The following is a 25,491-nucleotide window of genomic DNA, read 5'->3' as shown; positions in this document are numbered from 1 at the left end:
CCTCGACCGGATGCCCGGGTTCGACTGGCGGCCGGTGCACGGCAGGGTACTGCGTGCCGGGGACCGGGTCGTCATGGCGACGAGCCGCCAGGGGTTGGACGTGCTGATGTCCGGGGTACAGCCGCACCCTCCGGGGCGCCGAGGGGGCGGGGGAGTGACCTGGTTCCGAGCCGGGAGCCATGAAGCCGTAGGGGACGCGTCAAGAGCACGCTGCGGGGCGTAAGAGGGACGTTAACGAGAGCCGTTCCTTGGCTGAAACGCGGTTTTCTCGTCTCGTCCGAGAATCCGTTCTTCCTTCTTCCTGCATCCGGGAGCTCACGATGGCCGACGTGGCCTTCGTCGTCATCACGGTCGCGGTCTTCGCGCTGGTGGCCTTCATCGCCAAGGGGGTGGCCAAGCTGTGAGTGCCGAAAACATCATCGGTCTGCTGGTGGCCGCCGGTCTCCTCGGCTATCTCGTCCTCGCCCTCGTCAAGCCGGAGAGGTTCTGAGGCACGACCATGAGTCCTGTTCTTGCTGGGGTTCTCCAGCTCCTCGCGCTGATCGTCGCGCTGGGCCTCTCGTACCGCCCGCTGGGCGACCACATGGCCCGGGTGTACTCCTCGGAGAAGCACCTGCGGGTCGAGAAGTGGATCTACAAGGGCATCGGCGCCAACCCGGACACGGAGATGCGCTGGCCTGCTTACCTGCGCGGTGTCCTCGCGTTCTCCGCTGTGAGCGTTCTCTTCCTCTACCTGCTTCAGCGGGTGCAGGGTTCGCTGCCCGGCTCGCTCGGCTTCGTCTCGATCGACCCGGACCAGGCCTTCAACACGGCCGCGTCCTTCGTCGCCAACACCAACTGGCAGTCGTACTACGGCGAGCAGGCCATGGGCCACGTCGTGCAGACCGGCGGCCTCGCGGTGCAGAACTTCGTGTCGGCGGCGGTGGGCATCGCCGTGGCGGTCGCCCTCGTACGGGGCTTCGCCCGGTCTCGTACTGGTGAGCTGGGCAACTTCTGGTCCGACCTGGTCCGTGGTGTCGTCCGCATCCTGCTGCCGATCTCGGTGATCGGTGCGCTGGTGCTTGTCGCCTGCGGCGCGATCCAGAACTTCGCCGGCATCCACGAGGTCGGCCAGTTCATGGGGAGCAGCCAGCAGTGGAACGGCGGGGCGGTGGCCTCGCAGGAGGTCATCAAGGAGCTGGGCACGAACGGCGGCGGTTACTTCAACGCCAACTCGGCCCACCCCTTCGAGAACCCCAACGGGCTCTCCAACCTCTTCGAGATCTACCTGATCCTCGTCATCCCCTTCGCGCTCACCCGCACCTTCGGCCGCATGGTCGGTTCGCTCAAGCAGGGTTACGCGATCCTCGGCACGATGGCGACGATCTGGCTCGTCTTCACCGGCCTGATGCTGTGGACCGAATTCGCGGGCAAGGGCCCGGCGTTCGAACTGGCCGGCGGCGCGATGGAGGGCAAGGAGACCCGCTTCGGCATCAGCGCGTCGGCGATCTTCTCGGTCGCCACCACACTGACGTCGACCGGTGCGGTGAACTCCTTCCACTCCTCGAACACCGGCTTCGGCGGCGGCATCACCATGCTGGGCATGCAGCTCGGCGAGATCGCGCCCGGCGGCGTCGGCTCCGGCCTCTACGGCATGTTGATCATGGCGGTCATCGCGGTGTTCCTCGCCGGTCTGATGGTCGGCCGCACGCCCGAGTACCTGGGCAAGAAGATCGGCACCCGTGAGATCAAGTTCGCGGCCTGCTACATCCTCGTCACCCCGGCGCTGGTGCTCTGCTTCACGGCGGTGGCGATGGCCCTGCCGACGCCGGGCGACTCGATGACGAACTCCGGCGCGCACGGCTTCTCCGAGATCCTCTACGCCTACACCTCGGGTGCCAACAACAACGGCTCGGCCTTCGCCGGCCTGAACGCCGACACGCAGTGGTTCAACTCGACCATCGGCATCGCGATGCTGCTGGGCCGGTTCCTGCCGATGGTGTTCGTGCTCGCCCTGGCCGGCTCGCTCGCCGAACAGACGCCGGTGCCCGAGACCGCGGGCACCCTGCGGACCGAGAAGCCGCTCTTCACCGGCCTCCTGGTCGGCACGATCATGATCATCGCCGGTCTCACCTACTTCCCGGCCCTCGCGCTGGGACCGCTCGCCGAAGGGCTCGCAGCATGAGCACCATCACTCCCACCCGGGCACCGCACCCGGACGTCCCCACAGGGCACCACACCCCCGGGCGCGTCGGCGGGGGACTGTTCGACCCGAAGCAGCTGGTCAGGTCCTTCCCCGACGCGGTCAGGAAGCTCGACCCGCGCGTGATGGTCAAGTCTCCCGTGATGTTCGTGGTGTTGGTCGGCTCGGTGGTCACCACCGTGCTGGCGATCGGGAACCCGGGCGACTGGTTCGGCTGGGCGATCACCGTCTGGCTGTGGCTGACCACGATCTTCGCCAACCTGGCGGAGGCGGTCGCGGAGGGCCGGGGCAAGGCCCAGGCCGACACCCTGCGCAAGGCCAAGACCGATACCGTCGCCCGCCGGATCACCGGCTCGGACGAAGAGCGGGTGCCCGGCACCGAACTGCGCGTCGGTGACCTGGTGGTCTGTGAGGCGGGCGACGTCATCCCCGGCGACGGTGACGTCGTCGAGGGCGTCGCGTCGGTCGACGAGTCCGCCATCACGGGTGAGTCGGCGCCGGTCATCCGCGAGTCCGGCGGTGACCGGTGCGCGGTGACGGGCGGTACGAAGGTGCTGTCGGACCGGATCGTCGTGAGGATCACGACGAAGCCCGGCGAGACCTTCATCGACCGGATGATCAACCTGGTCGAGGGCGCGGCGAGGCAGAAGACCCCCAACGAGATCGCGCTCAACATCCTGCTGGCGTCCCTCACGATCGTCTTCCTGCTCGCCGTCGTCACCCTCAAGCCGTTCGCGATCTACGCGGGCGCCGACGAGCAGACCTCCCTGATCGTCCTGGCGGCGCTTCTCGTCTGCCTGATCCCGACGACCATCGGCGCCCTGCTCTCCGCGATCGGCATCGCCGGCATGGACCGGCTCGTGCAGCGCAACGTGCTCGCCATGTCGGGCCGCGCGGTCGAGGCCGCCGGCGACGTGTCGACGCTGCTGCTCGACAAGACCGGCACCATCACCCTCGGCAACCGCCAGGCCTCCGAGTTCGTCCCCGTCAAGGGCACCACCGAGGCCGAACTCGCCGACGCCGCCCAGCTGTCGTCCCTCGCCGACGAGACGCCCGAGGGCCGCTCGATCGTCGTCCTCGCCAAGGAGCGGTACGCCTTGCGCGAGCGTCACCAGGGCGAGCTGGCGCACGCCGAGTGGGTCGCGTTCACCGCGCAGACCCGTATGTCGGGCGTCGACGTGGACGGCCGCAAGGTCCGCAAGGGCGCGACCGGTTCGGTCGTGGCATGGGTGAAGGAGCGGGGCGGCAGTGTCTCCGAGGACGCACAGGCGCTCACGGACCGGATTTCCGAGGCCGGCGGCACGCCGCTGCTGGTGGCTCTGGAGGACGGTGAGGGCGCCCGCGTCCTGGGCGTCATCCACCTCAAGGACGTCGTGAAGGAGGGCATGCGGGAGCGGTTCGACGAGCTGCGCCGCATGGGCATCAAGACGGTCATGATCACGGGCGACAACCCGCTGACCGCGAAGGCCATCGCCGAGGAGGCGGGTGTCGACGACTTCCTGGCCGAGGCCACCCCCGAGGACAAGATGGCCCTCATCAAGCGGGAGCAGGCGGGCGGCAAGCTCGTCGCGATGACCGGCGACGGGACGAACGACGCGCCCGCGCTGGCCCAGGCGGACGTCGGCGTGGCCATGAACACGGGAACGTCGGCCGCGAAGGAGGCCGGCAACATGGTCGACCTCGACTCCAACCCGACCAAGCTCATCGAGATCGTCGAGATCGGCAAGCAACTCCTCATCACCCGAGGCGCGTTGACGACCTTCTCGATCGCCAACGACGTGGCGAAGTACTTCGCGATCATCCCCGCGATGTTCGCGGTCGCCTACCCGAGCCTGGACAGGCTCAACATCATGGGCCTGACCTCGCCGGAGTCCGCGATCCTCTCGGCCGTCATCTTCAACGCGCTGATCATCATCGCCCTCGTCCCGCTCGCCCTCAAGGGCGTGCGCTACCGGCCGTCGAGTGCGGACTCGATGCTGCGTCGCAATCTCGGGATCTACGGGCTCGGCGGCCTGATCGCCCCGTTCATCGGCATCAAGATCATCGACCTGCTCCTCTCCCTCATCCCCGGAATCGGCTGACCAGCGATGAACAATTCAGCAGCGAACACCGGCCGCGTGCTCTGGGCAGGCCTGCGCGCCCTCCTCGTCCTGACCGTGATCACCGGCGTCCTCTACCCGCTCGCCGTCACCGGGATCGCCCAAGTGGCCTTCCCCGGCAAGGCGAACGGCTCCGAGATCAAGGCGGACGGCAAGGTCGTCGGCTCCGAACTCATCGGCCAGACCTACAACCTCCCCCTCAAGGACGGGGAGGAGACCGCGGCGCCGGACCTGAAGTGGTTCCAGCCGCGCCCGTCGAACGGCCTGGGCTCCAACAGCGTCAACACCCAGTACTCGATCATCCTCTCCGGCGCGACCAACCGCTCCGGCGACAACGAGGACCTGATCACCTGGGTCAAGGACGCCAAGGCCGCCGTGGTCAAGGACAACTCGGTGAACGGCTACACCGTCAAGCCCTCCGACGTGCCCGCCGACGCGGTCACCTCCTCCGGCTCCGGCCTGGACCCGCACATCTCCCCGGAGTACGCGGCCATCCAGGTCCACCGGATCGCCGAGGTGAACAAGCTGGACGTCGCGGCGGTGGAGAAGCTCGTCGCCGACCACACCGACGACCGCATCCTCGGTTTCATCGGCGAGCCCCGCGTCAACGTCCTCCAGCTCAACATCGCACTCAAGGAATTGACCAAGGGCTGATGGCCTTATCGAAGCGGCATGGGAGCCGGCGGACCCCGGGAACGACACGGGCCCGTCGGCTCCCGCAGCACGTTGGACTACACGAACCGCACGTACAAGAGGAAGGCAGCACGCCGATGACGCGGGTGCTGGTGGTCGAGGACGATTCACAGCTCGCACGAGCGCTGGTGATCAACCTGCAAGCGCGCCGATACGTGGTGGACGCGGCGCCGGACGGCGCCACGGCACTGTCACTCGCCGCTTCCGAACCACCGGACGTGCTGATCGTCGACCTTGGGCTGCCGGACATGGACGGCGTCGACGTCATCAAGGCGTTGCGCCGCTGGAGCCGTTCGCCCGTACTCGTCCTCTCGGCGCGCAGCGGTTCCGAGGACAAGATCCGTGCCCTCGACGCCGGCGCCGACGACTACATGACCAAGCCCTTCAGCATGGACGAGCTCCTGGCCCGGCTGCGGGCCGCCACCCGCCGTACGGCCGAGGCGCCCGTGCCCGACCGGGTCGAGGGGGGTCGGGTCAGCACCGACGACTTCACCGTCGATCTGGTGGCCAAGAAGGTGAGGCGTGCGGAACGGGACGTAAGGCTCACCCCGACCGAATGGCATCTGCTGGAAATACTGATCTGCAACCCGGGGCGGCTCATCAGCCAGCGCCGACTGCTCCAGGAGGTATGGGGCCCGAGCTACCGCACGAAGACGAACTATCTCCGGGTCTACATGGCCCAGCTGCGGCGCAAACTGGAAGTGGACCCGTCGCATCCTCGCTATCTGATCACCGAACCCGGTATGGGCTACCGGTTCGAACCGTAGGAGAGACGCAGTACATGGGACGCGGAAAGCTGCGCATCTACCTGGGAGCGGCGCCGGGAGTCGGCAAGACGTACTCCATGCTCTCCGAGGGGCACCGGCGCGTCGAGCGCGGCACGGACTGTGTCGTCGCGTTCGTGGAGCACCACAACCGGCCCCGGACCGAGGTCATGCTGCACGGCCTGGAGATGATTCCGCGCCGGACGATCGAGTACCGCGGCACCTCCTTCACGGAAATGGACGTGGACGCCGTCCTGGCCCGGCGGCCCGCCGTCGCGCTCGTCGACGAACTGCCGCACACGAACGTGCCGGGCTCGCGGAACGCCAAGCGCTGGCAGGACGTCGAGGAGCTGCTCGCGGCTGGTATCGACGTCGTGTCGACGGTCAACATCCAGCACCTGGAGTCCCTCGGGGACGTCGTCGAGGCCATCACGGGTATCCGGCAGAAGGAGACCGTCCCGGACGAGATCGTCCGGCGCGCCGACCAGATCGAGCTGGTCGACATGTCGCCCCAGGCGCTGCGCCGCCGCATGGCGCACGGCAACATCTACAAGTCGGACAAGGTCGACGCGGCCCTCTCCAACTACTTCCGCCCCGGCAACCTCACTGCCCTGCGTGAGCTGGCCCTGCTGTGGACGGCCGATCGGGTCGACGAGTACCTCCAGGAGTACCGGACCGAGCACCGCGTCTCGAAGATCTGGGGATCCCGCGAGCGGATCGTCGTCGGCCTCACCGGCGGCCCGGAGGGACGGACCTTGATACGCCGCGCGGTACGGCTGGCCGAGAAGGGCGCGGGTGGCGAGGTCCTCGCCGTCTACATTTCGCGCAGCGACGGTCTGACCTCAGCCTCCCCGAAGGAGCTGGCGGTCCAGCGGACCCTCGTCGAGGATCTGGGCGGCACCTTCCACCATGTCGTCGGTGACGACGTCTCCGCGGGGCTGCTCGAATTCGCGCGCGGGGTGAACGCCACCCAGATCGTGCTCGGCGTGAGCCGGCGCCGTTCCTGGCAGTACCTCTTCGGCCCCGGTGTCAGCGGGACGGTCGCCCGCGAATCCGGGCCCGACCTCGATGTCCACATCGTCACCCACGACGAGGCGGCGAAGGGCCGCCGGCTGCCCGGTCCCGGGGGCGCCCGGCTCGGCCGGTCACGGACCATCTGGGGTTGGCTCGTCGGCCTGGCCGGCCCGGCCCTGCTCACTCTGCTCCTCAGCACCGCCGCCCCCGACGTGGGACTGGCCAACGACGTCCTGCTCTACCTCACGCTTACTGTCGCGGCAGCGCTCCTGGGCGGGCTCAAGCCGGCCCTGGCCTCCGCGGCCTTCGGATCGCTGCTCCTGAACTGGTTCTTCACCCCGCCGATACACCAGCTCACCATCGCCGACCCGCGCAACATCGTCGCCCTGGCGATCTTCGTGGGGGTGGCGATCTCGGTGGCCTCGGTCGTGGACCTGGCCGCGCGCCGGACGCACCAGGCCGCCCGCCTGCGGGCCGAGTCGGAGACCCTGTCCTTCCTCGCCGGGAGCGTCCTGCGGGGCGAGACGACGCTCGAAGCGCTCCTCGAACGTGTCCGGGAGACCTTCTCCATGGAGTCGGTCGCGCTCCTGGAACGTCCCGAGGAGACGGAGCCGTGGTCCTGCGTGGCCGTCGTCGGCCACCGACCGGCTGATCGCCCGGAGGACGCGGATGTGGACATGCCCGTCGGTGACCACCTGGCCCTTGCCCTGTCCGGCCGGGTGTTGCCAGCCGAGGACCGGCGCGTGCTCGGCGCCTTCGCCGCCCAGGCCGCGGTCGTCCTCGATCGGCAGCGGCTCGTCGGCGAGGCGGAGGAGGCCCGGAAGCTCGCGGAGGGCAACAAGATCCGTACGTCGCTTCTCGCGGCCGTCAGCCACGACCTGCGAACACCGCTCGCCGGCATCAAGGCGTCGGTCTCGTCGCTGCGCTCCGACGATGTCGAGTGGTCGGACGACGACCGGGCCGAACTCCTCGAAGGCATCGAGGACGGCGCCGACCGCCTCGACCACCTCGTCGGCAACCTGCTGGATGTCTCCCGCCTGGAGACCGGGACCGTCACCGCCGTCATCCGGGAGACCGACCTCGACGAGGTCGTCCCGATGGCCCTGCTCGGAGTCCCCGAGGACAGCGTGGAACTCGACATCCCCGAGACGCTCCCGATGGTGGCGGTCGACCGCGGCCTGCTGGAACGGGCGGTCGCCAACGTCGTCGAGAACGCCGTCAAGTACAGCCCGCCCGGGCAACCCGTCCTCGTCTCGGCGAGCGCCCTGGCCGACCGAGTTGAACTACGAGTCGTCGACCGCGGCCCCGGCGTCCCCGACGAAGCCAAGGACCGCATTTTCGGCGCTTTCCAGCGGTACGGCGACGCCCCGCGGGGTGAGGGCGTCGGTCTCGGCCTGGCGGTGGCGCGGGGCTTCGTGGAGGCGATGGGAGGCACGGTCACGGCGGAGGACACCCCCGGAGGCGGGCTGACCATGACGGTCACGCTGCGGATGGCCGCCGGGGCCCCGCCGTCCGTTCCGGACCTCGCGGCCGGCGCGACCACCTGATGCCGGTGGACTTGCGGGGGCCGAGGACGCGGACGGGGCGGCGTACGCCGACGTGGTGTCGGGGGTACACCGCCCTCGGGTGGGACGCGTTGCGAGTGGTGGCCCGCGTGTTCACGGCTCCTACTTGGGGTCGCGGTTGAACACCGCCTTGGACCAGAAGTAGCCGAGGGCGGCGAGGCCGAGGCACCAGGCGACGGCGAGCCAGCCGTTGTGGCCGATCTCGGTGCCCAGGAGCAGGCCGCGGAGGGTTTCGATGGCGGGGGTGAAGGGCTGGTACTGGGCGATGGGCTGGAACCAGCCGGGCATCTGGTCGACGGGGACGAAGGTGCTGGAGATCAGCGGGAGGAAGATCAGCGGCATCGCGTTGTTGCTGGCGGCCTCGGCGTTCGGGCTGACCATGCCCATGCCGACGGCGATCCAGGTGAGGGCCAGGGCGAAGAGGGTGAGGAGTCCGAAGGCGGCGAGCCATTCCAGGGCGGTGGCGTCGGTGGAGCGGAAGCCGATTGCGACGCCGACGGCGCCGACGAGGACGACGCTGATGACGGACTGCAGGACGCTGCCGATGACGTGGCCGGTGATGACGGAGCCGCGGTGGATGGCCATGGTGCGGAAGCGGGCGATGATGCCCTCGGTCATGTCGGTGGAGACGGAGACCGCGGTGCCGATCGTGGTGGAGCCGATCGTCATCAGCAGCAGGCCGGGGACCAGGTAGGCGATGTAGTCGGAACGGTCGCCGCCGCCGATGCCGGCGCTCATCGTGTCGCCGAAGATGTAGACGAAGAGCAGGAGCAGCATGATCGGCGTGAGCAGGAGGTTCAGAGTGAGGGAGGGGTAGCGCCGGGCGTGCAGGAGGTTGCGGCGCAGCATCGTGGACGTGTCGCGGGCGGCGAGGGACAGCGAGCTCATCGGACGGACTCCTTCGACTGGGCGGGGACGTTGGTGGTGGCGGTGAGGGCGAAGAAGACGTCGTCGAGATCGGGGGTGTGGACGGTGAGCTCGTCGGCCTCGATGCCGGCAGAGTCGAGCCGGTCGAGGATGGAGCGCAGGTCGCGCTGGCTGCCGTCGCTGGGGATCTGCAGCGCGAGGGCCTCGTCGTCGCTGGTGGCGTCGTGGAGGTTGGTGGCTGCGGCGCGATAGGCGTCCGGGTCGGTGAAGCGGAGGCGGATGTGGCCGCCGGGGATGAGGCGCTTGAGCTCGTCGGCGGTGCCTTCGGCGGCGATCTTTCCGTCGTTGAGGACGGCGATGCGGTCGGCGAGCTGATCGGCTTCTTCGAGGTACTGGGTGGTGAGGAAGACGGTGACCCCGCCGGTGACCAGCTCGCGGATGATCTGCCACATGTTGTGGCGGGAGCGGGGGTCCAGGCCGGTGGTGGGCTCGTCGAGGAAGATGATCCGCGGGCTGCCGACCAGGGTCATGGCGATGTCCAGACGGCGCTTCATGCCCCCGGAGTAGGTGGAGGCCGGCTTCGACGCGGCCTCCGTCAGGTCGAAGCGCTCCAGGAGTTCGGCGGTGACCCGGCGCCCCTCCTGCTTGGAGAGGTGGTGCAGATCCGCCATGAGGAGCATGTTCTCCTCGCCGGTGATCAGGCCGTCGACTGCGGAGAACTGCCCCGTCACACCGATCGCGGCGCGCACGGACTGCGGGGTGGTGGCGAGGTCGTGGCCCGCGATCTGGGCCTGCCCGCCGTCGGCGGTGATGAGCGTGGACAGGATCTTCACGGCGGTCGTCTTGCCCGCGCCGTTCGGGCCCAGCAGGGCGAAGATCGTTCCCTCGGGGACGGTCAGGTCGATGCCGTCGAGGACGGTCTTGTCGCCGTACGACTTGCGCAGCCCGTTCGCCGCGATAGCCGGGTTGGTCATGATGAGCTCTCCTCAGAGGCTGACGGTCGGGGACTGCGGGTCAGGAGTTGCGGGTCAGAGGCTGCGGGCGGTGATGTCGCCGTACGCGGCGGTGGCCTGGATGCTCAGACCGGGGGTGCCGTCGTTCTTGAGGGCGTTGCTGATGTGGCCGTAGGCGGTGCCGGCGTCCAGGGAGGCGGAGACGCCGGCGGCGGCGCCGACCGAGATGTCGCCCTTCTGGGTGCTCAGGGTGACCGTGCCACCCACCGCCTCGGCGATGCGGATGTCGCCCCGCGCGGTGCTGATCTCCGCGGAGCCGGCCAGCCGGCCGACCTCGACGTCGCCGTCGGTCGCGGTGAGGCGGAGGCTCGCGGCCTCGTCGATCTTGATCTGGCCGTAGGCGCCCTCGAAGCTCACGTCGCCGAGCCGTCCGACGCCGCGGAGTTCGGTGGCGGCGGCCTCGGCCTCGACGCGGGAGCCGGCGGGCAGCTGGACCGTCACCTCGATGGATCCGGTGTTTCCGAAGATCCCGTTCTTCGTCTTCGGGACTTCGATCCGCAGGACACCGTCGGCGTAGGCGACTTCGGTCTGCTCGGCCGTCTTCACGTCGCGGCTCTTGGACGGGTCGGCGGGCAGGATCTCGACCGTGGTGTCGGCCCGGTCGGCGGCGATGAGCCGGATGCGTCCCGCGGGGACGGCGAGGACGGTGACGATCGCGGCGGCTGTGCCGAACTTCTGCATGGTGCTCCTCCTTCGTCTGTAGCGGGCGCTTCTTCGCCTCGCTGTTTCCGATGAAGGAAAAGCTACGTTGCGTTCAATGAACCGGCAAGCCTCCAGTTGCGTGAAATAGCCATAATTGCAGGTCAGTTGCGAGATTTCATTGCAACGGTTCTGAATCTAACGCAACGACCCTCCCTCGTTTCGTTGCAATGAACTGCCGGTGAACGCTATGCTCGCGGCGCCACGGAGGCCGAAGGCGACCGTGATGCCGGGAGGCGGACTCACTCAGCCCGAACGTCAGCAGATCGCGCTGGGACTGGCCGGCGGCCCCGCGTACGCGGAGATCGCCAGGCAGTCCTCGTCGATGCGGATGGCTGACAGATCCCCGCCGTTCTTCCCGCGCCTGGCTGCCACCTGACACCGATGCGCAGGTCAGCCCCGGTGCTCGACAGCCGAAGCCTTCAACAGCCGCTCCAGCTCGCCCCCGGCCTCGTCATACCCGGCATCGGAGATCCGCTGCAGCTCCCGCAGATCTTGGGCGGCAACCGCCCGCCGGGTGAGCAGGAACCCCGCGTGCAGGGACCCCTCGTCCAGCAGTTCGCTCAGCTCTTCGAGGTCGCCGGCCTTGTCAGCCAGGTCGGCCAGCCGATCCAGAGCGGTCTCGTTGCCCTCGTCGGCCAGCTCGCGCAGGGTCTCTCGATCGATGTTCGTGTTCTCCATGACGCCATGGTGCGACCTTGCCCCTGGGGAAAGGTCAAGTGGGACGATGGTCGGGTGATCACCATCGGGCAGCTGGCCGGCTACGTCGGAGTGTCGATCAAGACCATCCGTGTCTACCACGACAAGGGACTGCTTCCCGAGCCCGACCGTGACGCGTCCGGCTACCGGCGATACGGCGCGAGTGACGTCATCGACCTCATCAAGATCCGGACGCTCGCCGAGGCGGGCGTCCCCCTGGCCAGGATCCGAGATCTGAGGTCAGCGACCGAGGAAGAGCTCCAGCAGGCGCTGCGTGAGATCGACGACGAAATCACTGTTCGCATCCGTGGCCTGCGTGCGACCCAGGAGCGCCTGCGCAGGCTCTCCGCCGGCCAGCTGGCACCGGTGTCGGCCGAGGTCGCCGCCCACCTGGAGCGCCTGGCCGACTGGGGTTTCACCCCGCGCTGGGTGGAACTGCAACGCGACCTGTGGATCCTCGTCTTCGCCACGTACCCGAACCACGCGATCACCCTGTTCCACGACCAGGCCGCGTCCCTGGCCGACCCGGCGCTGCGGCAGCTCTTCCTCGACTACGACCACGCGCACGATCTGGACCCCTACGATCCCCGCATCGACGACCTCGCCCAACGCATCGTCGAAGCGACCCGGAGGCGCTACGGCTCCGAGGAGCCGCCCCATCTGGATGCGGACTCCGACATCCCCGCCCTCGTCCAGCGCACGATCAACGCATCGTCCCCGGCGTGGCAGCGACTCGACGCACTGATCCGCAGCCTGTGACGAACGACAGTCCCCGGACGGTGCCTTCGAGCACGGCGAAGTCTTGGACTCCCTAAGCGCTGTCCCTTAAATGATCTACGGCATGCCGGTTGACCAGCCTGTCTGCCTGTTACCCGGCGAGGGTGAGGTTGTGCAGGCGCGCGATGCCGAGCATGGCGTGGTGGACGCCATCGCCTTTCAGGCGGCAGTCGCGGAGGATCTTCCAGGTCTTCATGCGGGCGAAGGCGTGCTCAACACGAGCCCGGACCTTGCGGTGGGAGGTGTTGTGCTCCTCCTTCCAGGCCGGGAGTTCGACCTGGCCGTGCTCCCGGCGATGCGGGATGACCAAGCCGGTGCCTCGGTATCCACCGTCCGCGATCACCGTCGTCTGGCTGACGGCGGCCTTCGCACCGGACAGTTCCCACGCCTTGCAGTCGTTGCGGTTTCCGGGCAGCGGCCGGCCGACGGCTACGACGAAGCGGGTATCGGCGTCGATGACGACCCGGTGGTTGGTGGAGTACCGATAGTTCTTCGACCGCTCGGCGATGCCGTGGTCACGGGTGGGAACCAACGTGCCGTCCACGATGAGCACGGCATCCTTGGCGAACCGCTTGCGGGGCTGGAGCGCGAGCATCGGCCCCAGGTGGTCGATGATGCGGTCCGCTGCCGACTTCGAGATCCCGAACAGTGGGGCGAGCTGCCGCATAGTCAGGTTCGTGCGCCAGTACGCAGTGACCAGCAAGGCCCGGTCCTCCAACGAAAGGCTCCACGGTCGACCCTTTCGGGCCGTGTCTGCACCTGCTGCACGCAGTGCCGTCACCAGCTTCCCGAAGACTCGCGGGCTCAGCCCGGAGAACGGAGCTATCCAGGACGGCTCCGACGCTGTAATCACACCAGTCACATCGAGATCATCTCGTCCATGCGACCACTTCTTCAGACAGCCACCGCGGACTCTCGCCGGCCGTTCTTATAAGCTGCGACACTCTGGGCGTCGACGCAGACGAGCGAGGAAGTGCAGGTGGGCTCGGAGGGCTGCTCCGAGATGACTGCGGGCCCCGCTGTCAGAGTCATTTGGCAAGATCGCGGCTATGACCAGCACACCGACCACTCCGCCGCGGCCATTCGACGTCACCACCGTCTTCCCTCAACTGGCTCCGCTGGCACGCACGGCGACCCGGTTGCACCCGCGCCCCGGGTTGCCGTCACCGCAGGACAGTTCCATCGGCGGACCGTTGCTATGGCCCGCCGGCGAGCAGTGGCCGCACTGCGACGGACCTCATGTAGTGGACGGAATGAACCTGGCCCTGTCCCCAGCGGACGTGAGGCTGAAACGACGGATCCGTGCCGCCTCGCGCGGCAGGGCCCTGACCCCGCAGGAACGAAAGACCCTTGAGCGAATCCACCCCCCGCGGGAGTATCCGCACAAGCTGGCCGTCGCCCCATACGAGGGTTCCGTAGCGATGCTGCCGGTCGCACAGCTGTACGCGCGGGACGTGCCCGATCTTCAGACGCCTGAAGGAACAGACCTGCTCCAGGTCCTGTGGTGCCCCTTCGACCACCCGATCATGCCCAAGACCGCGCTCTTCTGGCGGGCGGCCGCCACAGTCGCCGACATCCTCGCCACGCCCCCAGAACCGCCCGCGATGCAGTTCGACGACTACCTGCCCGAGCCGTGCCTGCTCAACCCGGAGCAGGTCACCGAATACCCCGACCACCTTGAGCTGAGCAAGGAACTCCAGGAGCAGCTCGGCAACTGGAGCCTGTGGCAGGTAGCCGACACGGGTGTGGACAACGCATACGCGTCGTACCCGCAGGAGTTCTACGACAGTGAGTTGGCTGGCGCACCCGGCTGGAAAGTCGGCGGCTGGCCTCGCTGGGGCGCCACCGACCCCACCCCCCGGATCTGCCCGACCTGCAACAGCGACATGGATGCCCTACTGACCATTGCCACGTTCGAGGGCGACGACAGCAGCTGGCTCCCGCACGAGGAACCGGCGGATGAACCACCCACCGGCTTCGACCAATTCGACCCCAGGCAGCCCACTGCAGTCCAGATCGGCAGCGGCTACGACCAGCAGCTCTACGTCTGCCCGACGGCGCCGGAGCACCCCCACGCCGAGCTGATGCACTAGATCATTTACGGGACAGCCTTTACGCAGGAGGAAGCCGTTCTCGTCCGAGCCGACGCTTTTCGCGTACCTGAGGAGAGATTCCCGGACCGTGATCGGCATCGGGACCTCCCGGAAGTCGCCGGACTTTCGATGCTTGAGCGGGGCGCGCTGCCGGGTCCTCCCCTCGATCTGTTCGGTGATGCGATACATGTCGTCCGCGACCATCCCCTCCAGATTGGCTGCGTACGCCTCTCCGTTCCGGTGCCCGCATCCGGACATCAGGTCAATGATGAGGACGAGCGCATCGGACGCGGCTGCCTTGAGGGCGTGGATCTCCGCCAGCGTGGGGATGGTGATCCGGTTGGGTATGTACTCCGGGGGGACGACGCCTTGGAACGGGCCATCGGAGATCGCGCCCCTGCGGTGGGCGTCCAGGAGGATCTTCTTGAGGGTGTCGAAGGCGTTCTGCTGCGTGGCCAGTCCGACCTTGCGTTCCTCCATCGACATGATGAAGTCGTCGACGACGGTCGGAGAGAAGCTGTTGATCCGGCGGGACTCGAGGGCCGGGAGTATCTGGCTGTCGAGGAGTCGGTTGACCGTGCGCACCGTGCCAGGCGCGTAATGGCGCTGTCGTGGCAGCCAGGTGCCTGCGTATTACCCAAAGCGCTGTTTGCCCAGCGTGCGCTTCATCTCGGCCTGCTGCACAGGAGTGCTGCGCTTCTCGCTGTAGACCTGCGCGAGGCGGCTGAGAGCGTCGCCCTGCGTTGGATAGCCCGTCTCTTCACGCTGCAGCCCCGTTCCGTCTCGGAACCGGATAGCGTAGGGGTGTGAGCATCCGCCCTGCCGTTTGCAGCTGCAGGTCTTGAAGTAACTTCCCATCCCGCGGATGAGTTTGGTCGCCACGTGCACCGCTCCTGACTCATGCTGGGAGTTTGCTGACCACGAGATCCCCAGCATGGTCCTGACCTGCGGACGTGCCAAACTAGGGGACGCTGATGAGCATCCTCATGGATACCTCCTGACGAGATGCCGACTTTCGTGATGGTCTATCAGGCGCAGGTCGCGTGAACGAGATTTGCGAATGCGCATCATGGCGCAATTATCGACGTCAGGTCGCGGGCGCGCACCGGTGCGTCATCGGTCGGATCCGGGCGATTTCGACTCCGGGACGCGTTCGCGTGGCGCGTGGCGGGCCAGGAACCGCTGTGGGGGATGCGACGGCGTTGCGGTACGGCGCGCCCGCCTGGCCATGCCGTTTCCTTGTTCAGGTCTGCTGCTGGTTGATGTTGACCAGCCAGGTGATGCCGAACCGGTCTGCGCACATCCCGAACACGTCACCCCACATCTGCTTCTCCAGCGGGACCGAGACCGTGCCGCTGCCGGAGAGCTTGTCCCAGTAGCCGCGGAGCTCGTCCGCGTCCTCGCCGCTCACGCTCACCGAGATGGTGTTACCGGGCTTGTACTCCCCGCCGGGCGGGGTGTCGGCGCCCATGAGGGTGAACCCGCTCTCGGTCACGAGCATGCCGTGCATGATCTTGTCGGCGGCGTCTCCGGCCTCCTTCTGGCCGAAGTCGCCGTAGGTGTTCACGGTCAGACTGCCGCCGAAGACTTCACGGTAGAACTCCATGGCTTGGCGGGCGTCGCCGTCGAAGGTGATGTAGGGGTTGAGCAGCGAGGGCACGGAATCGTCCTTTCGTGATGTGGTGTCAGCTTTGGCAGATTACGTGCTGTGCCGCCGGCGGTCGCTGCGACGCCCCGGCTGCGGGATCGCCGCGCGCTCACCGACTCCGGCCGGGCCACCCAGGTCGCGACGCGTTCGTGCCCGTGATGCTGTTGGCGTCAGGCGGGCTTGCCGCGTCGCCGGAGGGCGGCGAGGAGTGCCGGACGCAGGGCGGTGAGTCGGGCGAGCGCCGGCAGCTTGCGGGTGAGGCGGTCTGTTCCCTTGGCGTAGGCGATGCCGAAGAGAAGGGCGGCGACGAGCGCCAGCGGCTCGGAGACGTCGTCCAGGATCGGGTAGATCTGCCAGTGCGTCAGGTAGATGGAGAGCGAACTGGCGGCGAGAAGCCCCGCTACTCGGTTGACGCGGTGGTGGCTCGGCAGCGTGGGGAACCATACGAGCAGGACGAATCCGATGAGGACGAACGCCTCGCGCCGGGGTTCGCCCGCGAAGAAGCCGGGCACGGTGGCGAGCGCGGCGAAGGTGACCAGGAGCCGGTGGGGCGTCGTGCGGGCCTTCGCGGCTGCCCAGCCGAGGGCGAACAGCCAGAAGACGGTGACCGCGTCGGTGATCCTGGCGCGGTCGGGAAGGCCGAGCAGCTCGTAGCGGGTGAGCAGGCCGACCGCGACGAGGACGACGGGAAGCCCGTACGGGAATCGGCGCTCCGCACGGTCCACCGCGGGCAGGGCGAGCAGCGCGAGCGTGGCCAGCAGGATGTAGACGAGTGCCTCCACGAACCAGAGGTGAAGTCCCGGTCCCATGTCCTGTGGGAAGAGGGCGTTGTGGAGCAGGAGGAGGTTGGTCAGGTCGTAGGGGGCGCCGATCAGGATCGCGAAGGCGGTCCAGGCCACGCACGGGAGCGCGACACGCGCGATGCTCCGTCCCGTACGGCGGACGCGCTCACGGCGCTCGGCGGAGGTGAGCAGGAAGCGGGCGAAGTTGAAACCGGCCACCGCGAGCAGCAGATGGGCGCCGCCCCGGAGCTCGAACAGCCGCACATGCGAGCCGACGACGCACACGATCGCCACCGCGCGGAGGGCGACGCTGGTCTCCAGGGCTCGTATGCGTGAAGGGGTCTTGCGTTCGGGGGTGCGGAGGTCGCGAATCGGGGTCGTGTGCCAGTTGGGGGGCAGATGGCCGAGGCGCTGTTCGAGGTGGAGCGACATCTCGACGTACGACAGGGAGTCGCCGCCGAGTGAGACGAAGGTGCCGTCGGGCGTCACGTCCGAGCGGTCCAGGATCTGTGCGAAGAGCTCGCACAGGTCTGCGGTGCCGGCGCCGCCGCCGGTGACGTACGGGCGAACGGTGGTCGGCCGGTGCAGAGCGCGTACGGCCTGGTAGTCGGGCTTGCCCGTGGGCAGCCGGGGGAGTTCGGGCAGGAGGTGGACGTGGACCGCCCGCGCGGGCAGGCCGCACTCGTCCACCACGCGTCTTCGGATCCGGCGTTCGTCCCACCCGGGGCGGCGGACCACGGCGAGGACGAGTTCCTCGTCGTCGCCGCAGCAGAGCGCGTCGAGGCCGTGCCGTTCGAGCATGGTTTCGACCTGTTGGGGGTCGATGCGCAGCCCGAGGATCTTGAGGAAACGGCTGCGCCTGCCGACGATCTCGTACAGGCCGTCGTCGGTGAGGCGGGCGAGGTCGCCGGTGCGCAGGGCGTCGACCGTGCGGCCGAGAGCGAGGTCGTCGGGGGAGTGGGCGTACCCGAGCATGACGTTCGGGCCGCTGTAGACGAGTTCACCGACGCCTGCGGACACGGGTGCCTCGTCGACCGGCTCCAGATGGAAGGAGCCGCCCGGCACCGGGACGCCGATCGCTTCGGGGTACTCGGCGGCCAGCGTCGGCGGCAGGTACGCCATGCGGGCGGTCGCCTCGGTCTGGCCGTACATGACGAAGAGGTCCCAGCCGCGCCGCGCGCCCAGTTCGGCGTACCGCGTGACCCGCTCCGGCGCGAGCCGGCCGCCGGCCTGCGTCACGTACCGCAGGTGCGGCAGGTCCATGTCGGCGAAGCCGACCCGGTCGAGCAGGTCGAAGGTGTAGGGGACGCCCGCCATCGAGGTGCCCCGGGTCGCGCGGAAGAGGTCCCAGAAGCAGGCGTCGGCCACCGAGAGGCCGGTGAGGACGAGCCCGGCGCCGCGCAGCAGATGGCTGTGGATCACGGACAGGCCGTAGCAGTAGTGCATCGGAAGAGTCGTGGCCGCCCGGTCGGTGTCGCGGATCCCGAGGTACGTCGCGATCGACTCGGCGTTGGCCTGGAGGTTCTCGTACGAGAGCCGCACGAGCTTCGGTGAGCCGGTGGAGCCGGAGGTGCTGAGCAGCAGCGCGAGGTCGGGGTGGAGAGCGTGGGCGGAGACGGCCCTGCGCTCCTCGATGCGCCACTCCTTGTCGTCCCCCGGGTGGAACACGACATCGGGGTCGTAGGCGGCGGTCAGGGACTCCACGACCTCGGGGTGGTCGCCGGGCACGAGGAGCACCGGATGGCCGGCCGAGAGGGCGGCCAGGTGGACGACGAGTGCCTCGACCGTGTTGGCGCCGGGCAGCAGGATCAGCCGTCGCTCCGCGCCGAGCCGCCGGGCGGTCTGCTCGACTCGCCTCGCCAGTTCACGGTACGAGATCTCACCGTCGGCCGTCGCGAGGGCGGTGCGGTCGCCGTGGAGCGTGAGGTCGCGGGCGAGGGGGAGGGCGTGGCCACCGACGGGCGGGGCGGGGAGCAGGGTCACGGGCGCATCGTAGGTAAGGCTTTCCTTATCGAGAAGAGGGGGAGGGGGGTCCGGATGTTCATTCGCGGCCAGGTCGTTATCATTTCCTGACTTGACCCTTAGGTTAGCTTTACCTTATCAATGCCCTATTCACAGGTTCTCCGGATAGTTCACGGCAGGAAGGCCCCACCCGTATGCGCCGCCCCATGGCCCGCACTCTGACCGCGCTCGTCGCGGCCGCCCTGCTCGCCCCCACGCTTGCCGCCTGCGGCAGCGAGGAGCCCGCCGGCCTGGTCATCTACTCCGGTCGCAACGAGAACCTCGTGAAGCCGCTCATCGAGAAGCTGGAGAAGCACCTCGGCACCAACGTCCAGGTCCGCTACGGCGACAGCGCCGAGCTCTCCGCCCAGCTCCTGGAGGAGGGCGACAAGACCGAGGCCGGTCTCTTCCTCTCCCAGGACGCCGGCGCTCTCGGGGCGCTCTCCAAGGAGCAGCGCCTCGCGCCGCTCCCCAAGGCCACCCTCGACAAGGTCGACACCGCCTACCGCGGTTCCGCCGGCGACTGGACCGGCGTCAGCGGTCGCGTGCGCGTCCTCGGGTACAACCCCGACCAGGTCCCCACCCCGCCGAACAGCGTCCACGAGCTCGTGAAGCCCGAATGGAACGGCAAGATCGGCTTCGTACCGACCAACGCCTCCTTCCAGGCGTTCGTCACCGGCATGCGCGTCCTGGAGGGCGACGAGGCCACCCGCACCTGGCTCAAGGGCCTCAAGGCCAACGAGCCCAAGGCGTACGAGAACAACCTCAAGGTCCTCGAAGCCGTCGACAAGGGCGAGGTCTCCCTCGGCCTGCTCAACCACTACTACTGGTACGAGCAGGCGGCGGAGAAGGGCGCCGACAAGATGAAGGCCAAGATCCACTACCTGCCCAAGGGTGACCCCGGCGGCCTCGTCAACGTCGCCGGCGTCGGCATCCTCAAGGGCGCCGACGAGAAGCAGGCCGCGTACGCGCAGAAGGCCGTCGACTTCCTCCTCTCCACCGAGTCCCAGACGTACTTCGCGGAGGAGACGAAGGAGTACCCGCTGGCCGCCGGAGTGAAGACCGCCGAGGGTGTGCCGCCGCTGGAGACCCTCCAGCCGCCGAAGATCGACCTCGGCAAGCTCGACTCCCTCAAGGAAACCCTGGCCATGCTCCAGGAAGCCGGACTGGTCTGACGTGACGTCACCGGAGCTTTCCGCCCCGGCCCGTCGCGACCGCCGCCCGGCGGGTGCCCCCGCACCCGCCGGGCGCCGGCGCGCCGGCGCCCGGCCCTCCTGGGTGCTGATCGTGCCCGCCGCACTCGCCGCCGCACTCGCCGTCCTGCCCCTCGGCTATCTCGCCGTCCGCGCCCTGGAACACGGCCCCGCCTACGCCTGGGACGTCATCGCCGACGAGCGCACCGGCCAACTCCTGCTGCACAGCCTCGGTCTCACCGCCGCGGTCGTCTCGGCCAGCCTGCTGATCGGCGTATCGCTCGCCTGGCTCACCGTCCGCACGGCCCTGCCGGGCGCCCGCGCCTGGTCCGTCCTCGTCACCCTGCCGCTGGCCGTGCCGAGTTACGTCGCCGCCTTCGCCTGGCTGTCCGCCGCTCCCTCGCTCGCCGGCTTCACCGGATCGGCGCTGGCGCTCACCCTGGTGAGCTTCCCGTACGTGTACCTGCCGGTCGCCGCCGCCCTGCGCGGCACCGACCCCGGGCACGAGGAGGTCGCCCGCTCCCTCGGCCACGGCCCCTTCCGCACCTTCCTCCGTGTCACCCTGCCGCAGCTGCGGCCCGCAGCGGCCGGCGGCGGACTCCTCGTCGCGCTGTACGTGCTCTCCGACTTCGGCGCCGTCTCGCTCATGCGGTACGACACCTTCACCCGGGGCATCTACACCTCCTACCGGGCCAGCTTCGACCGCACGCCCGCCGCCGCGCTCAGCGCCGTCCTGGTCCTCATGACCGTGCTGCTCGTCGCCGCCGAGACCCGCACCCGCGGCCGCGCCGACTACGCCCGTACCGGAACGGGCACCGCCCGGCGGGCCGTTCCGGCCGCCCTCGGACGGCTCAGGCCCCTCGCCCTCACCTGGTGCGGAGCCGTCGTCGCCGCGGCCGTCGGCTTCCCGCTGGCCACGCTCGGGTACTGGCTCGCCGTCGGCTCCTCCGCGACCTGGGACCCGGCGACGCTCACCAGTACCGCACTCACCACGCTCGGCGTCGCCGCCGCGGGCGCCGCCCTCACCACCCTGCTGGCCCTGCCCGTCGGCGTCATCGCCGCCCGTCACCGGGGTCGCCTCGCCCACCTGCTCGAACAGGCCGCGTACGCGGGGCACGCGGTCCCCGGCATCACCGTCGCGCTCGCCCTGGTCTTCTTCGCCGTGCGCTACGCCCGCCCGCTGTACCAGGAGACGCCCCTCCTGATCTGTGCGTACGCGGTGCTCTTCCTGCCGGTCGCGGTCGCCGCCACGCGCGCCGCCGTCCTCCAGTCGCCGCCGGTCCTGGACGACGTGGCCCGCTCCCTGGGCCGCACCCCGTTCGGGGTCCTGAGAGAGGTCACCCTGCCGCTCGCCGCCCCCGGCGTCGCGGCCGGGGCGGCCCTCACCTTCGTGGTCTGCATGAAGGAGCTCCCCGCCACCCTGCTCCTGCGCCCCACGGGCATGGACACCCTCGCCACCCGGCTGTGGACGGAGACCGGCACCGGCTCGTTCGCGGCGGCCGCCCCGTACGCCGCAGCGCTGATCCTGCTCGCGGCCATCCCCTCGTACCTCCTCGGAAGGCACCGCACATGAGCGACCCGGCCAAGGCAGACCCGGCCAAGACGGACTCGGCCAAGGCAGACTCGGCCAAGGCAGACCGGGCCACGAGCGACCAGGCCACGAGCGACCAGGACAAGGCCGACTCCGGCATGAACGACCTCCGGGTCAGCGGTGTCTCGAAGGCGTACGGCTCAGGCGCACCGGTCCTCGACCGCCTCGACCTCGCCGTCCCCGGCGGATCGCTCGCCGCCGTCCTGGGCCCCTCCGGCTGCGGGAAGACCACGCTCCTCCGCGTGATCGCGGGCTTCCTGAAGGCCGACGCCGGCAGCGTGGCCGTCGCGGGCCGCGTCCTCGGAGGCCCCGGTGTCCATCTGCCGCCCGAGCGGCGACGCATCGGCATCGTTCCCCAGGAGGGAGCGCTCTTCCCCCACCTGAGCGTGGCCCGCAACGTGGCCTTCGGGCTGAGGGAGCTCGACCGGGCCGCCAAGCGCACGCGCGTGGGGGAGATGCTGGACCTGGTCGGTCTCGCCGGCTACGGCGACCGCATGCCGAACGAGCTCTCCGGTGGCCAGCAGCAGCGCATCGCCCTGGCCCGCGCCCTCGCCCCGCAGCCCCATCTCGTGCTGCTCGACGAACCCTTCAGCGCGCTCGACAGCGGTCTGCGCGGGGCGGTACGGGCCGAGGTCCGCGCGGTGCTCAAGGAGAGCGGCGCGACCGCCCTCCTCGTCACCCACGACCAGCAGGAAGCCCTCTCCACCGCCGACCTCGTCGCCGTCGTCCGCGAGGGACGCGTGGCGCAGTGCGCCACGCCGGAGGATCTCTACCACCGGCCCGTGGACCCGTGGCTCGCCTCCTTCGTCGGTGACGCCGTCCTCGTCCCCGGCACCGCCGAGAAGGGCATCGCCACCACGCCCCTGGGGCGCATCCCCCTTGCCGCGGCGCCGGACGGCCTGCGGGACGGAGTCGTGCTCCTGCGCCCCGAGCAACTCCAGCTCATCGAGTCGGACGTTGCCGCTGCCGGCGGAGCCGAAGGCGTCGTGACCGACGTCTGTTTCTTCGGCCACGACGTGATGGTCACGGTGTCCGTCGACGGCCTCGAACGGCCGGTGGGTGTCCGTACCCCCAGCCGGCTCCAGGTGACCACGGGCCAGCGAGTCGGCGTCCGCCTGACCGGCACCGCCACTCTCCACCGACACACCACCTGACCGGAGGGCCGCAGCCGACGACGGTGACGACATCGGTGGGACCGTGCCAGTGGACTCCACCGTCTGTCGGGCCCACCGGTCTGGAGGATCGGCTGTTGCCGTGTGGTGGTCAGCGGTAGGCGGAGAGGAAGACGCGGGTGCCGGCTGCGGCGTGGCGGTCGAGGTCGGCCTTGGTGTACTGGGACCGGCCGGTGAACATGGCCTTGTTCACCGGGATCCACAGCAGCAGGCCGGAGAAGTGGTTCGCGGCCAGGAGGGCGTCGTCGATACGGAGCAACCCCTGGTCGGCCAGGCGCTGGAAGGTCGCCGCCAGGGAAGCGAGCCCTCGTTCGAAGCCGCGCTCGTACCACTCGGTGCCCAGGTCGGGAAAGACGTCGGCGTTGGCGATGATCAGGCGCCGCAGCTGGATGACCTGGGGGTGGGTGAGGGTGGTCAGGAACTGGCGGGCGAGCCCGGTCAGGTTCTCCTCCAGGTTGGCGGCGTCGGTCGGGATGTCGGCCAGCAGGTCGATCGTGGTGTCGAGCCGGTCGGTGGTGGCCAGCACGATCTCGGCGAACAGCTTCTCCTTGTCCGCGAAGTGCTTGTAGACGGTCTGCTTGGACACCGCGGCCAGCTTCGCGATGTCGTCCATGCTCGTCCCCGAGTACCCCTTGTCCAGGAAAACGCTGGTCGCGGCCTCCATGATCGCCTCGTGCTTGCGCGCTGAACGGCTGTCCATCACCGACGCCCTCTCCATCCGACTCGCCCTCCCGCAGAAGAGTACTGGACTGACCAGTACTCGGATGGGTACTGTACCGTCCAGTTCCGAAGCCCAGGGCTGCCGGCCCTCCGTTCCGCGCAGAAATTTGGAGTGGTTTCCCATGGACAAGGTGTTCTCTGCCGACGGCACGACCATCGCCTTCGAGCAGCGGGGCTCGGGCCCTGCGGTGGTACTCGTAGGCGGCGCCTTCATGACCCGCGGCGATTCGGCCGGACTCGCCGGTCTGCTGGCCGAGCACTGCACCGTGATCACGTACGACCGCCGGGGCCGCGGCGACAGCGGGGACACCTCGGAGTACGACGTGCAGCGCGAGGTCGAGGATCTGGACGCGCTGATCGAGCTCGCGGGCGGCGAGGCCATGGTCTTCGGCATGTCCTCCGGTGCCGTACTGGCGCTGGAGGCCGTGGCCCGGGGCAGCGCCGTCTCCCGGCTGGCCGTGTACGAGCCGCCCTTCATCACCGACGACAGCCGCCCGCCGCTGCCCGCCGACTACGTGGCCCACCTGACGGAGCTCGTGGAGCAGGGGGCGTACGGGGATGCCGTGGCCTACTTCATGACCGCGGCCGTGGGTATGCCCGCCGAGGCCGTCGCCGGGATGCGCCAGGCCCCCTTCTGGTCCGGCATGGAGGCCACCGCCCGCACCCTGCCCTACGACGGACAGGTCATGGGCGACACCATGTCCGGCCGGCCACTGCCCGCCGACCGCTGGCAGTCCGTGACCGTGCCCGTCCTCGTCGGCAGCGGGGACGCGGGCGCACCGCACATGCTGGACGGCGCGCGGGAACTCGCCGCACTGGCCGACAACTTCTCCCTGCACGTCTTCCCCGGCCAGGAACACAACATCGCCCCGGAGCTCCTCGCCCCCGTCCTGACCGGCTTCTTCGCCACCGGAGAGAACGCATGAGCCAGGGGGTGTCCTGTCGATCAGGCCGGTTCAGGCGCGGCGGGATCAGGTGGGCGTCTCGCCGCAGCGTCGGGGCTGCCGGGCGACCCTCACTGATGCGGAACGGCGATGCCGGCCGCGCGCAGGTTCGCCTCGACCAGTGTGTTCAACCGGGCGATGGACGGTGACTGGTCCTCCCGGTGGTGGTTGACCATTCCGTACCGGGAGGCGGCGTCGGGCTGGTTCTGGAACCCGGTCGGCATCGCCAGCAGCGCGCGGTCGGCCAGTAGCTTGTCGGCCAGCGCGGACGCCAGCTCCTCGATCCGCGGGTCGTCCGGATCCCAGGACCTCGCGTCCCAGCCGCGCTTGGTCAGCTCGACGGACTCGGGATCGTCGAGCGAGTGTCCGAGCCGGGTCAGGAAGCTGTCGAAGATCTCCGGAACCAGCGCCCGGGCCAGCACCAGAGCCTCCCGTTGACCGGCCACGTAGTCGGGGCTGAAGCCGAGTTCGGCGAGCCGGTCCAAGACGGCGCAGGCCCGGTCGGGCAGCAGGGCGCGGTCGCCGTGGTCGAGACGGTGCAGCCTGTCGCGGCGCGCGATCAGGTCGTCGATCCGTTCGGTGAGCTGGTGATGGACGTCGTCCAGGGTGGCGGCGAACGTCTTCGGATCGGCGTCGAGCAGGTCACCGATCTCGGCCAGCGGTACGCCGGCTGCGGCCAGGGTCCGGACCTGGACCAGCCGGAACAGCTCGCCCGACCGGTAACGGCGGTAGCCGGAACCGTCGCGTTCCGGCTCGGCGACCAGGCCGAGCCGGTGATAGTGCCGCACGGTCTTGATCGTGACACCGACGAACGCCGCCGCCTGACCGATCGTGAGCCCGTCTGCCATCGGCTCGGCGCACCTCCGGGTCGTGGGCGGCCGCGGTCTCGCGAACCGCGTCGGCGACGGCCGGGGAGTCCGGACGATCACAGGGGCGAGGATAGCGCGCACCAGTTCCAGCCCACCCCCTGCCGCC

The 25,491-nt window shown here is 69.2% G+C and carries 23 protein-coding genes and 1 pseudogene; 14 read left to right on the top strand and 10 right to left on the bottom strand.

The features are described from left to right. The first annotated feature begins 248 nt into the window (after positions 1-248). The 7 genes from OG580_RS02130 (at position 249) to OG580_RS02100 (ending at position 8,299) form a co-directional block, all read left to right on the top strand. The gene (locus OG580_RS02130; RefSeq protein ID WP_267041922.1) at positions 249-404 is read left to right on the top strand and encodes a hypothetical protein; all 156 of its coding nucleotides are present in this window, start codon (positions 249-251) and stop codon (positions 402-404) included. Further along, on the top strand, positions 401-490 hold the full coding sequence (gene kdpF / locus OG580_RS02125; RefSeq protein ID WP_056647661.1) for a K(+)-transporting ATPase subunit F: 90 nt from the start codon (positions 401-403) through the stop codon (positions 488-490). The genes OG580_RS02130 and kdpF overlap by 4 nt, the downstream gene beginning before the upstream one ends. 9 nt (positions 491-499) lie before the next feature. Continuing rightward, the gene (gene kdpA, locus OG580_RS02120; protein WP_267041921.1) at positions 500-2,164 is read left to right on the top strand and encodes a potassium-transporting ATPase subunit KdpA; all 1,665 of its coding nucleotides are present in this window, start codon (positions 500-502) and stop codon (positions 2,162-2,164) included. Continuing rightward, on the top strand, positions 2,161-4,263 hold the full coding sequence (kdpB, locus tag OG580_RS02115; protein WP_267041920.1) for a potassium-transporting ATPase subunit KdpB: 2,103 nt from the start codon (positions 2,161-2,163) through the stop codon (positions 4,261-4,263). The genes kdpA and kdpB overlap by 4 nt, the downstream gene beginning before the upstream one ends. A 6-nt stretch (positions 4,264-4,269) precedes the next feature. Further along, positions 4,270-4,935, top strand: coding sequence for a potassium-transporting ATPase subunit C (locus OG580_RS02110; RefSeq protein ID WP_267041919.1), 666 nt, complete (start codon positions 4,270-4,272; stop codon positions 4,933-4,935). A 116-nt stretch (positions 4,936-5,051) separates the two neighbouring features. Further along, entirely contained in the window at positions 5,052-5,741 is a 690-nt protein-coding gene (locus OG580_RS02105) for a response regulator (protein ID WP_267041918.1), read from the top strand. A gap of 14 nt (positions 5,742-5,755) precedes the next feature. Continuing rightward, a complete protein-coding gene (locus tag OG580_RS02100) occupies positions 5,756-8,299 on the top strand; it encodes a sensor histidine kinase KdpD (protein WP_267041917.1) in 2,544 nt (847 codons plus the stop codon). A 120-nt stretch (positions 8,300-8,419) separates the two neighbouring features. Here the strand turns inward: OG580_RS02100 and OG580_RS02095 are convergent, their stop codons facing one another. From OG580_RS02095 to OG580_RS02085, 3 genes are read right to left on the bottom strand one after another with little or no spacing between them, the layout of a single operon-like run. Further along, positions 8,420-9,205, bottom strand: a complete 786-nt coding sequence (locus tag OG580_RS02095) for an ABC transporter permease (protein WP_267041916.1) — start codon at positions 9,203-9,205, stop codon at positions 8,420-8,422. Next, on the bottom strand, positions 9,202-10,158 hold the full coding sequence (locus OG580_RS02090; protein WP_267041915.1) for an ATP-binding cassette domain-containing protein: 957 nt from the start codon (positions 10,156-10,158) through the stop codon (positions 9,202-9,204). The genes OG580_RS02095 and OG580_RS02090 overlap by 4 nt, the downstream gene beginning before the upstream one ends. 54 nt (positions 10,159-10,212) lie before the next feature. Beyond that, positions 10,213-10,878: a DUF4097 family beta strand repeat-containing protein gene (locus OG580_RS02085; RefSeq protein ID WP_267041914.1), complete on the bottom strand. Its 666-nt coding sequence runs from the start codon at positions 10,876-10,878 to the stop codon at positions 10,213-10,215. Between the two features lie 244 nt (positions 10,879-11,122). On the opposite strand from OG580_RS02085, the pseudogene OG580_RS02080 reads away from it, so the two are divergent. Continuing rightward, a pseudogene (locus OG580_RS02080) lies at positions 11,123-11,212 on the top strand (MarR family transcriptional regulator); the annotation flags it as partial. A 77-nt stretch (positions 11,213-11,289) separates the two neighbouring features. Here OG580_RS02080 and OG580_RS02075 read toward each other — a convergent pair. Then, positions 11,290-11,577 (bottom strand): hypothetical protein, encoded by a 288-nt coding sequence (locus tag OG580_RS02075; protein WP_267041913.1) that lies wholly within the window; start codon positions 11,575-11,577, stop codon positions 11,290-11,292. Positions 11,578-11,631: 54 nt separating this feature from the next. Here OG580_RS02075 and OG580_RS02070 point away from each other — a divergent pair, with 54 nt between their 5' ends. Beyond that, a complete protein-coding gene (locus OG580_RS02070; protein WP_267041912.1) occupies positions 11,632-12,354 on the top strand; it encodes a MerR family transcriptional regulator in 723 nt (240 codons plus the stop codon). A gap of 109 nt (positions 12,355-12,463) precedes the next feature. Here the strand turns inward: OG580_RS02070 and OG580_RS02065 are convergent, their stop codons facing one another. Continuing rightward, positions 12,464-13,234 (bottom strand): transposase, encoded by a 771-nt coding sequence (locus OG580_RS02065; protein WP_267041911.1) that lies wholly within the window; start codon positions 13,232-13,234, stop codon positions 12,464-12,466. Between the two features lie 187 nt (positions 13,235-13,421). Between OG580_RS02065 and OG580_RS02060 the strand changes: the two genes are divergently transcribed. Continuing rightward, positions 13,422-14,465 carry a hypothetical protein gene (locus OG580_RS02060; protein ID WP_267041910.1) on the top strand — a complete coding sequence of 348 codons (1,044 nt, stop codon included), beginning with the start codon at positions 13,422-13,424 and terminating at the stop codon, positions 14,463-14,465. 633 nt (positions 14,466-15,098) lie between these two features. On the opposite strand, the gene OG580_RS02055 is transcribed toward OG580_RS02060, so the two are convergent. The 3 genes from OG580_RS02055 to OG580_RS02045 form a co-directional block, all read right to left on the bottom strand. Beyond that, positions 15,099-15,347 carry a hypothetical protein gene (locus OG580_RS02055; RefSeq protein ID WP_267041909.1) on the bottom strand — a complete coding sequence of 83 codons (249 nt, stop codon included), beginning with the start codon at positions 15,345-15,347 and terminating at the stop codon, positions 15,099-15,101. A 361-nt stretch (positions 15,348-15,708) separates the two neighbouring features. Further along, positions 15,709-16,125, bottom strand: coding sequence for a VOC family protein (locus OG580_RS02050; RefSeq protein WP_267041908.1), 417 nt, complete (start codon positions 16,123-16,125; stop codon positions 15,709-15,711). Positions 16,126-16,283: 158 nt separating this feature from the next. Continuing rightward, positions 16,284-18,878, bottom strand: coding sequence for an AMP-binding protein (locus OG580_RS02045; protein WP_267041907.1), 2,595 nt, complete (start codon positions 18,876-18,878; stop codon positions 16,284-16,286). 173 nt (positions 18,879-19,051) lie between these two features. Between OG580_RS02045 and OG580_RS02040 the strand changes: the two genes are divergently transcribed. From OG580_RS02040 to OG580_RS02030, 3 genes are all read left to right on the top strand, one after another. After that, a complete protein-coding gene (locus tag OG580_RS02040; protein ID WP_323182544.1) occupies positions 19,052-20,071 on the top strand; it encodes an iron ABC transporter substrate-binding protein in 1,020 nt (339 codons plus the stop codon). Between the two features lies 1 nt (position 20,072). Then, the gene (locus tag OG580_RS02035) at positions 20,073-21,662 is read left to right on the top strand and encodes an iron ABC transporter permease (protein WP_267041905.1); all 1,590 of its coding nucleotides are present in this window, start codon (positions 20,073-20,075) and stop codon (positions 21,660-21,662) included. Positions 21,663-21,778: 116 nt separating this feature from the next. Next, positions 21,779-22,834 (top strand): ABC transporter ATP-binding protein, encoded by a 1,056-nt coding sequence (locus OG580_RS02030; protein ID WP_267047857.1) that lies wholly within the window; start codon positions 21,779-21,781, stop codon positions 22,832-22,834. A 109-nt stretch (positions 22,835-22,943) separates the two neighbouring features. On the opposite strand, the gene OG580_RS02025 is transcribed toward OG580_RS02030, so the two are convergent. Next, on the bottom strand, positions 22,944-23,552 hold the full coding sequence (locus OG580_RS02025) for a TetR/AcrR family transcriptional regulator (RefSeq protein ID WP_267041904.1): 609 nt from the start codon (positions 23,550-23,552) through the stop codon (positions 22,944-22,946). Positions 23,553-23,694: 142 nt separating this feature from the next. Between OG580_RS02025 and OG580_RS02020 the strand changes: the two genes are divergently transcribed. After that, entirely contained in the window at positions 23,695-24,498 is an 804-nt protein-coding gene (locus tag OG580_RS02020; RefSeq protein ID WP_267041903.1) for an alpha/beta fold hydrolase, read from the top strand. 89 nt (positions 24,499-24,587) lie between these two features. On the opposite strand, the gene OG580_RS02015 is transcribed toward OG580_RS02020, so the two are convergent. Further along, a complete protein-coding gene (locus OG580_RS02015; RefSeq protein WP_267041902.1) occupies positions 24,588-25,364 on the bottom strand; it encodes a MerR family transcriptional regulator in 777 nt (258 codons plus the stop codon). Positions 25,365-25,491: the final 127 nt, after the last annotated feature.

It is taken from the genome of Streptomyces sp. NBC_00094 (assembly GCF_026343125.1).
GTDB lineage: Bacteria > Actinomycetota > Actinomycetes > Streptomycetales > Streptomycetaceae > Streptomyces.
Note: the sequence above shows the minus strand (reverse complement) of the source record. Positions and strands in the feature narration are given on the sequence as shown.

Coding starts and splice junctions, on each gene's coding strand:
- OG580_RS02025 (WP_267041904.1), bottom strand. CDS start 23,552: ATGGACAGCCGTTCAGCGCGCAAGCACGAGGCGATCATGGAGGCCGCG.
- kdpB (WP_267041920.1), top strand. CDS start 2,161: ATGAGCACCATCACTCCCACCCGGGCACCGCACCCGGACGTCCCCACA.
- OG580_RS02105 (WP_267041918.1), top strand. CDS start 5,052: ATGACGCGGGTGCTGGTGGTCGAGGACGATTCACAGCTCGCACGAGCG.
- OG580_RS02020 (WP_267041903.1), top strand. CDS start 23,695: ATGGACAAGGTGTTCTCTGCCGACGGCACGACCATCGCCTTCGAGCAG.
- OG580_RS02110 (WP_267041919.1), top strand. CDS start 4,270: ATGAACAATTCAGCAGCGAACACCGGCCGCGTGCTCTGGGCAGGCCTG.
- OG580_RS02075 (WP_267041913.1), bottom strand. CDS start 11,577: ATGGAGAACACGAACATCGATCGAGAGACCCTGCGCGAGCTGGCCGAC.
- OG580_RS02090 (WP_267041915.1), bottom strand. CDS start 10,158: ATGACCAACCCGGCTATCGCGGCGAACGGGCTGCGCAAGTCGTACGGC.
- OG580_RS02085 (WP_267041914.1), bottom strand. CDS start 10,878: ATGCAGAAGTTCGGCACAGCCGCCGCGATCGTCACCGTCCTCGCCGTC.
- OG580_RS02060 (WP_267041910.1), top strand. CDS start 13,422: ATGACCAGCACACCGACCACTCCGCCGCGGCCATTCGACGTCACCACC.
- OG580_RS02100 (WP_267041917.1), top strand. CDS start 5,756: ATGGGACGCGGAAAGCTGCGCATCTACCTGGGAGCGGCGCCGGGAGTC.
- OG580_RS02030 (WP_267047857.1), top strand. CDS start 21,779: ATGAACGACCTCCGGGTCAGCGGTGTCTCGAAGGCGTACGGCTCAGGC.
- kdpA (WP_267041921.1), top strand. CDS start 500: ATGAGTCCTGTTCTTGCTGGGGTTCTCCAGCTCCTCGCGCTGATCGTC.
- OG580_RS02015 (WP_267041902.1), bottom strand. CDS start 25,364: ATGGCAGACGGGCTCACGATCGGTCAGGCGGCGGCGTTCGTCGGTGTC.
- OG580_RS02095 (WP_267041916.1), bottom strand. CDS start 9,205: ATGAGCTCGCTGTCCCTCGCCGCCCGCGACACGTCCACGATGCTGCGC.
- OG580_RS02040 (WP_323182544.1), top strand. CDS start 19,052: ATGCGCCGCCCCATGGCCCGCACTCTGACCGCGCTCGTCGCGGCCGCC.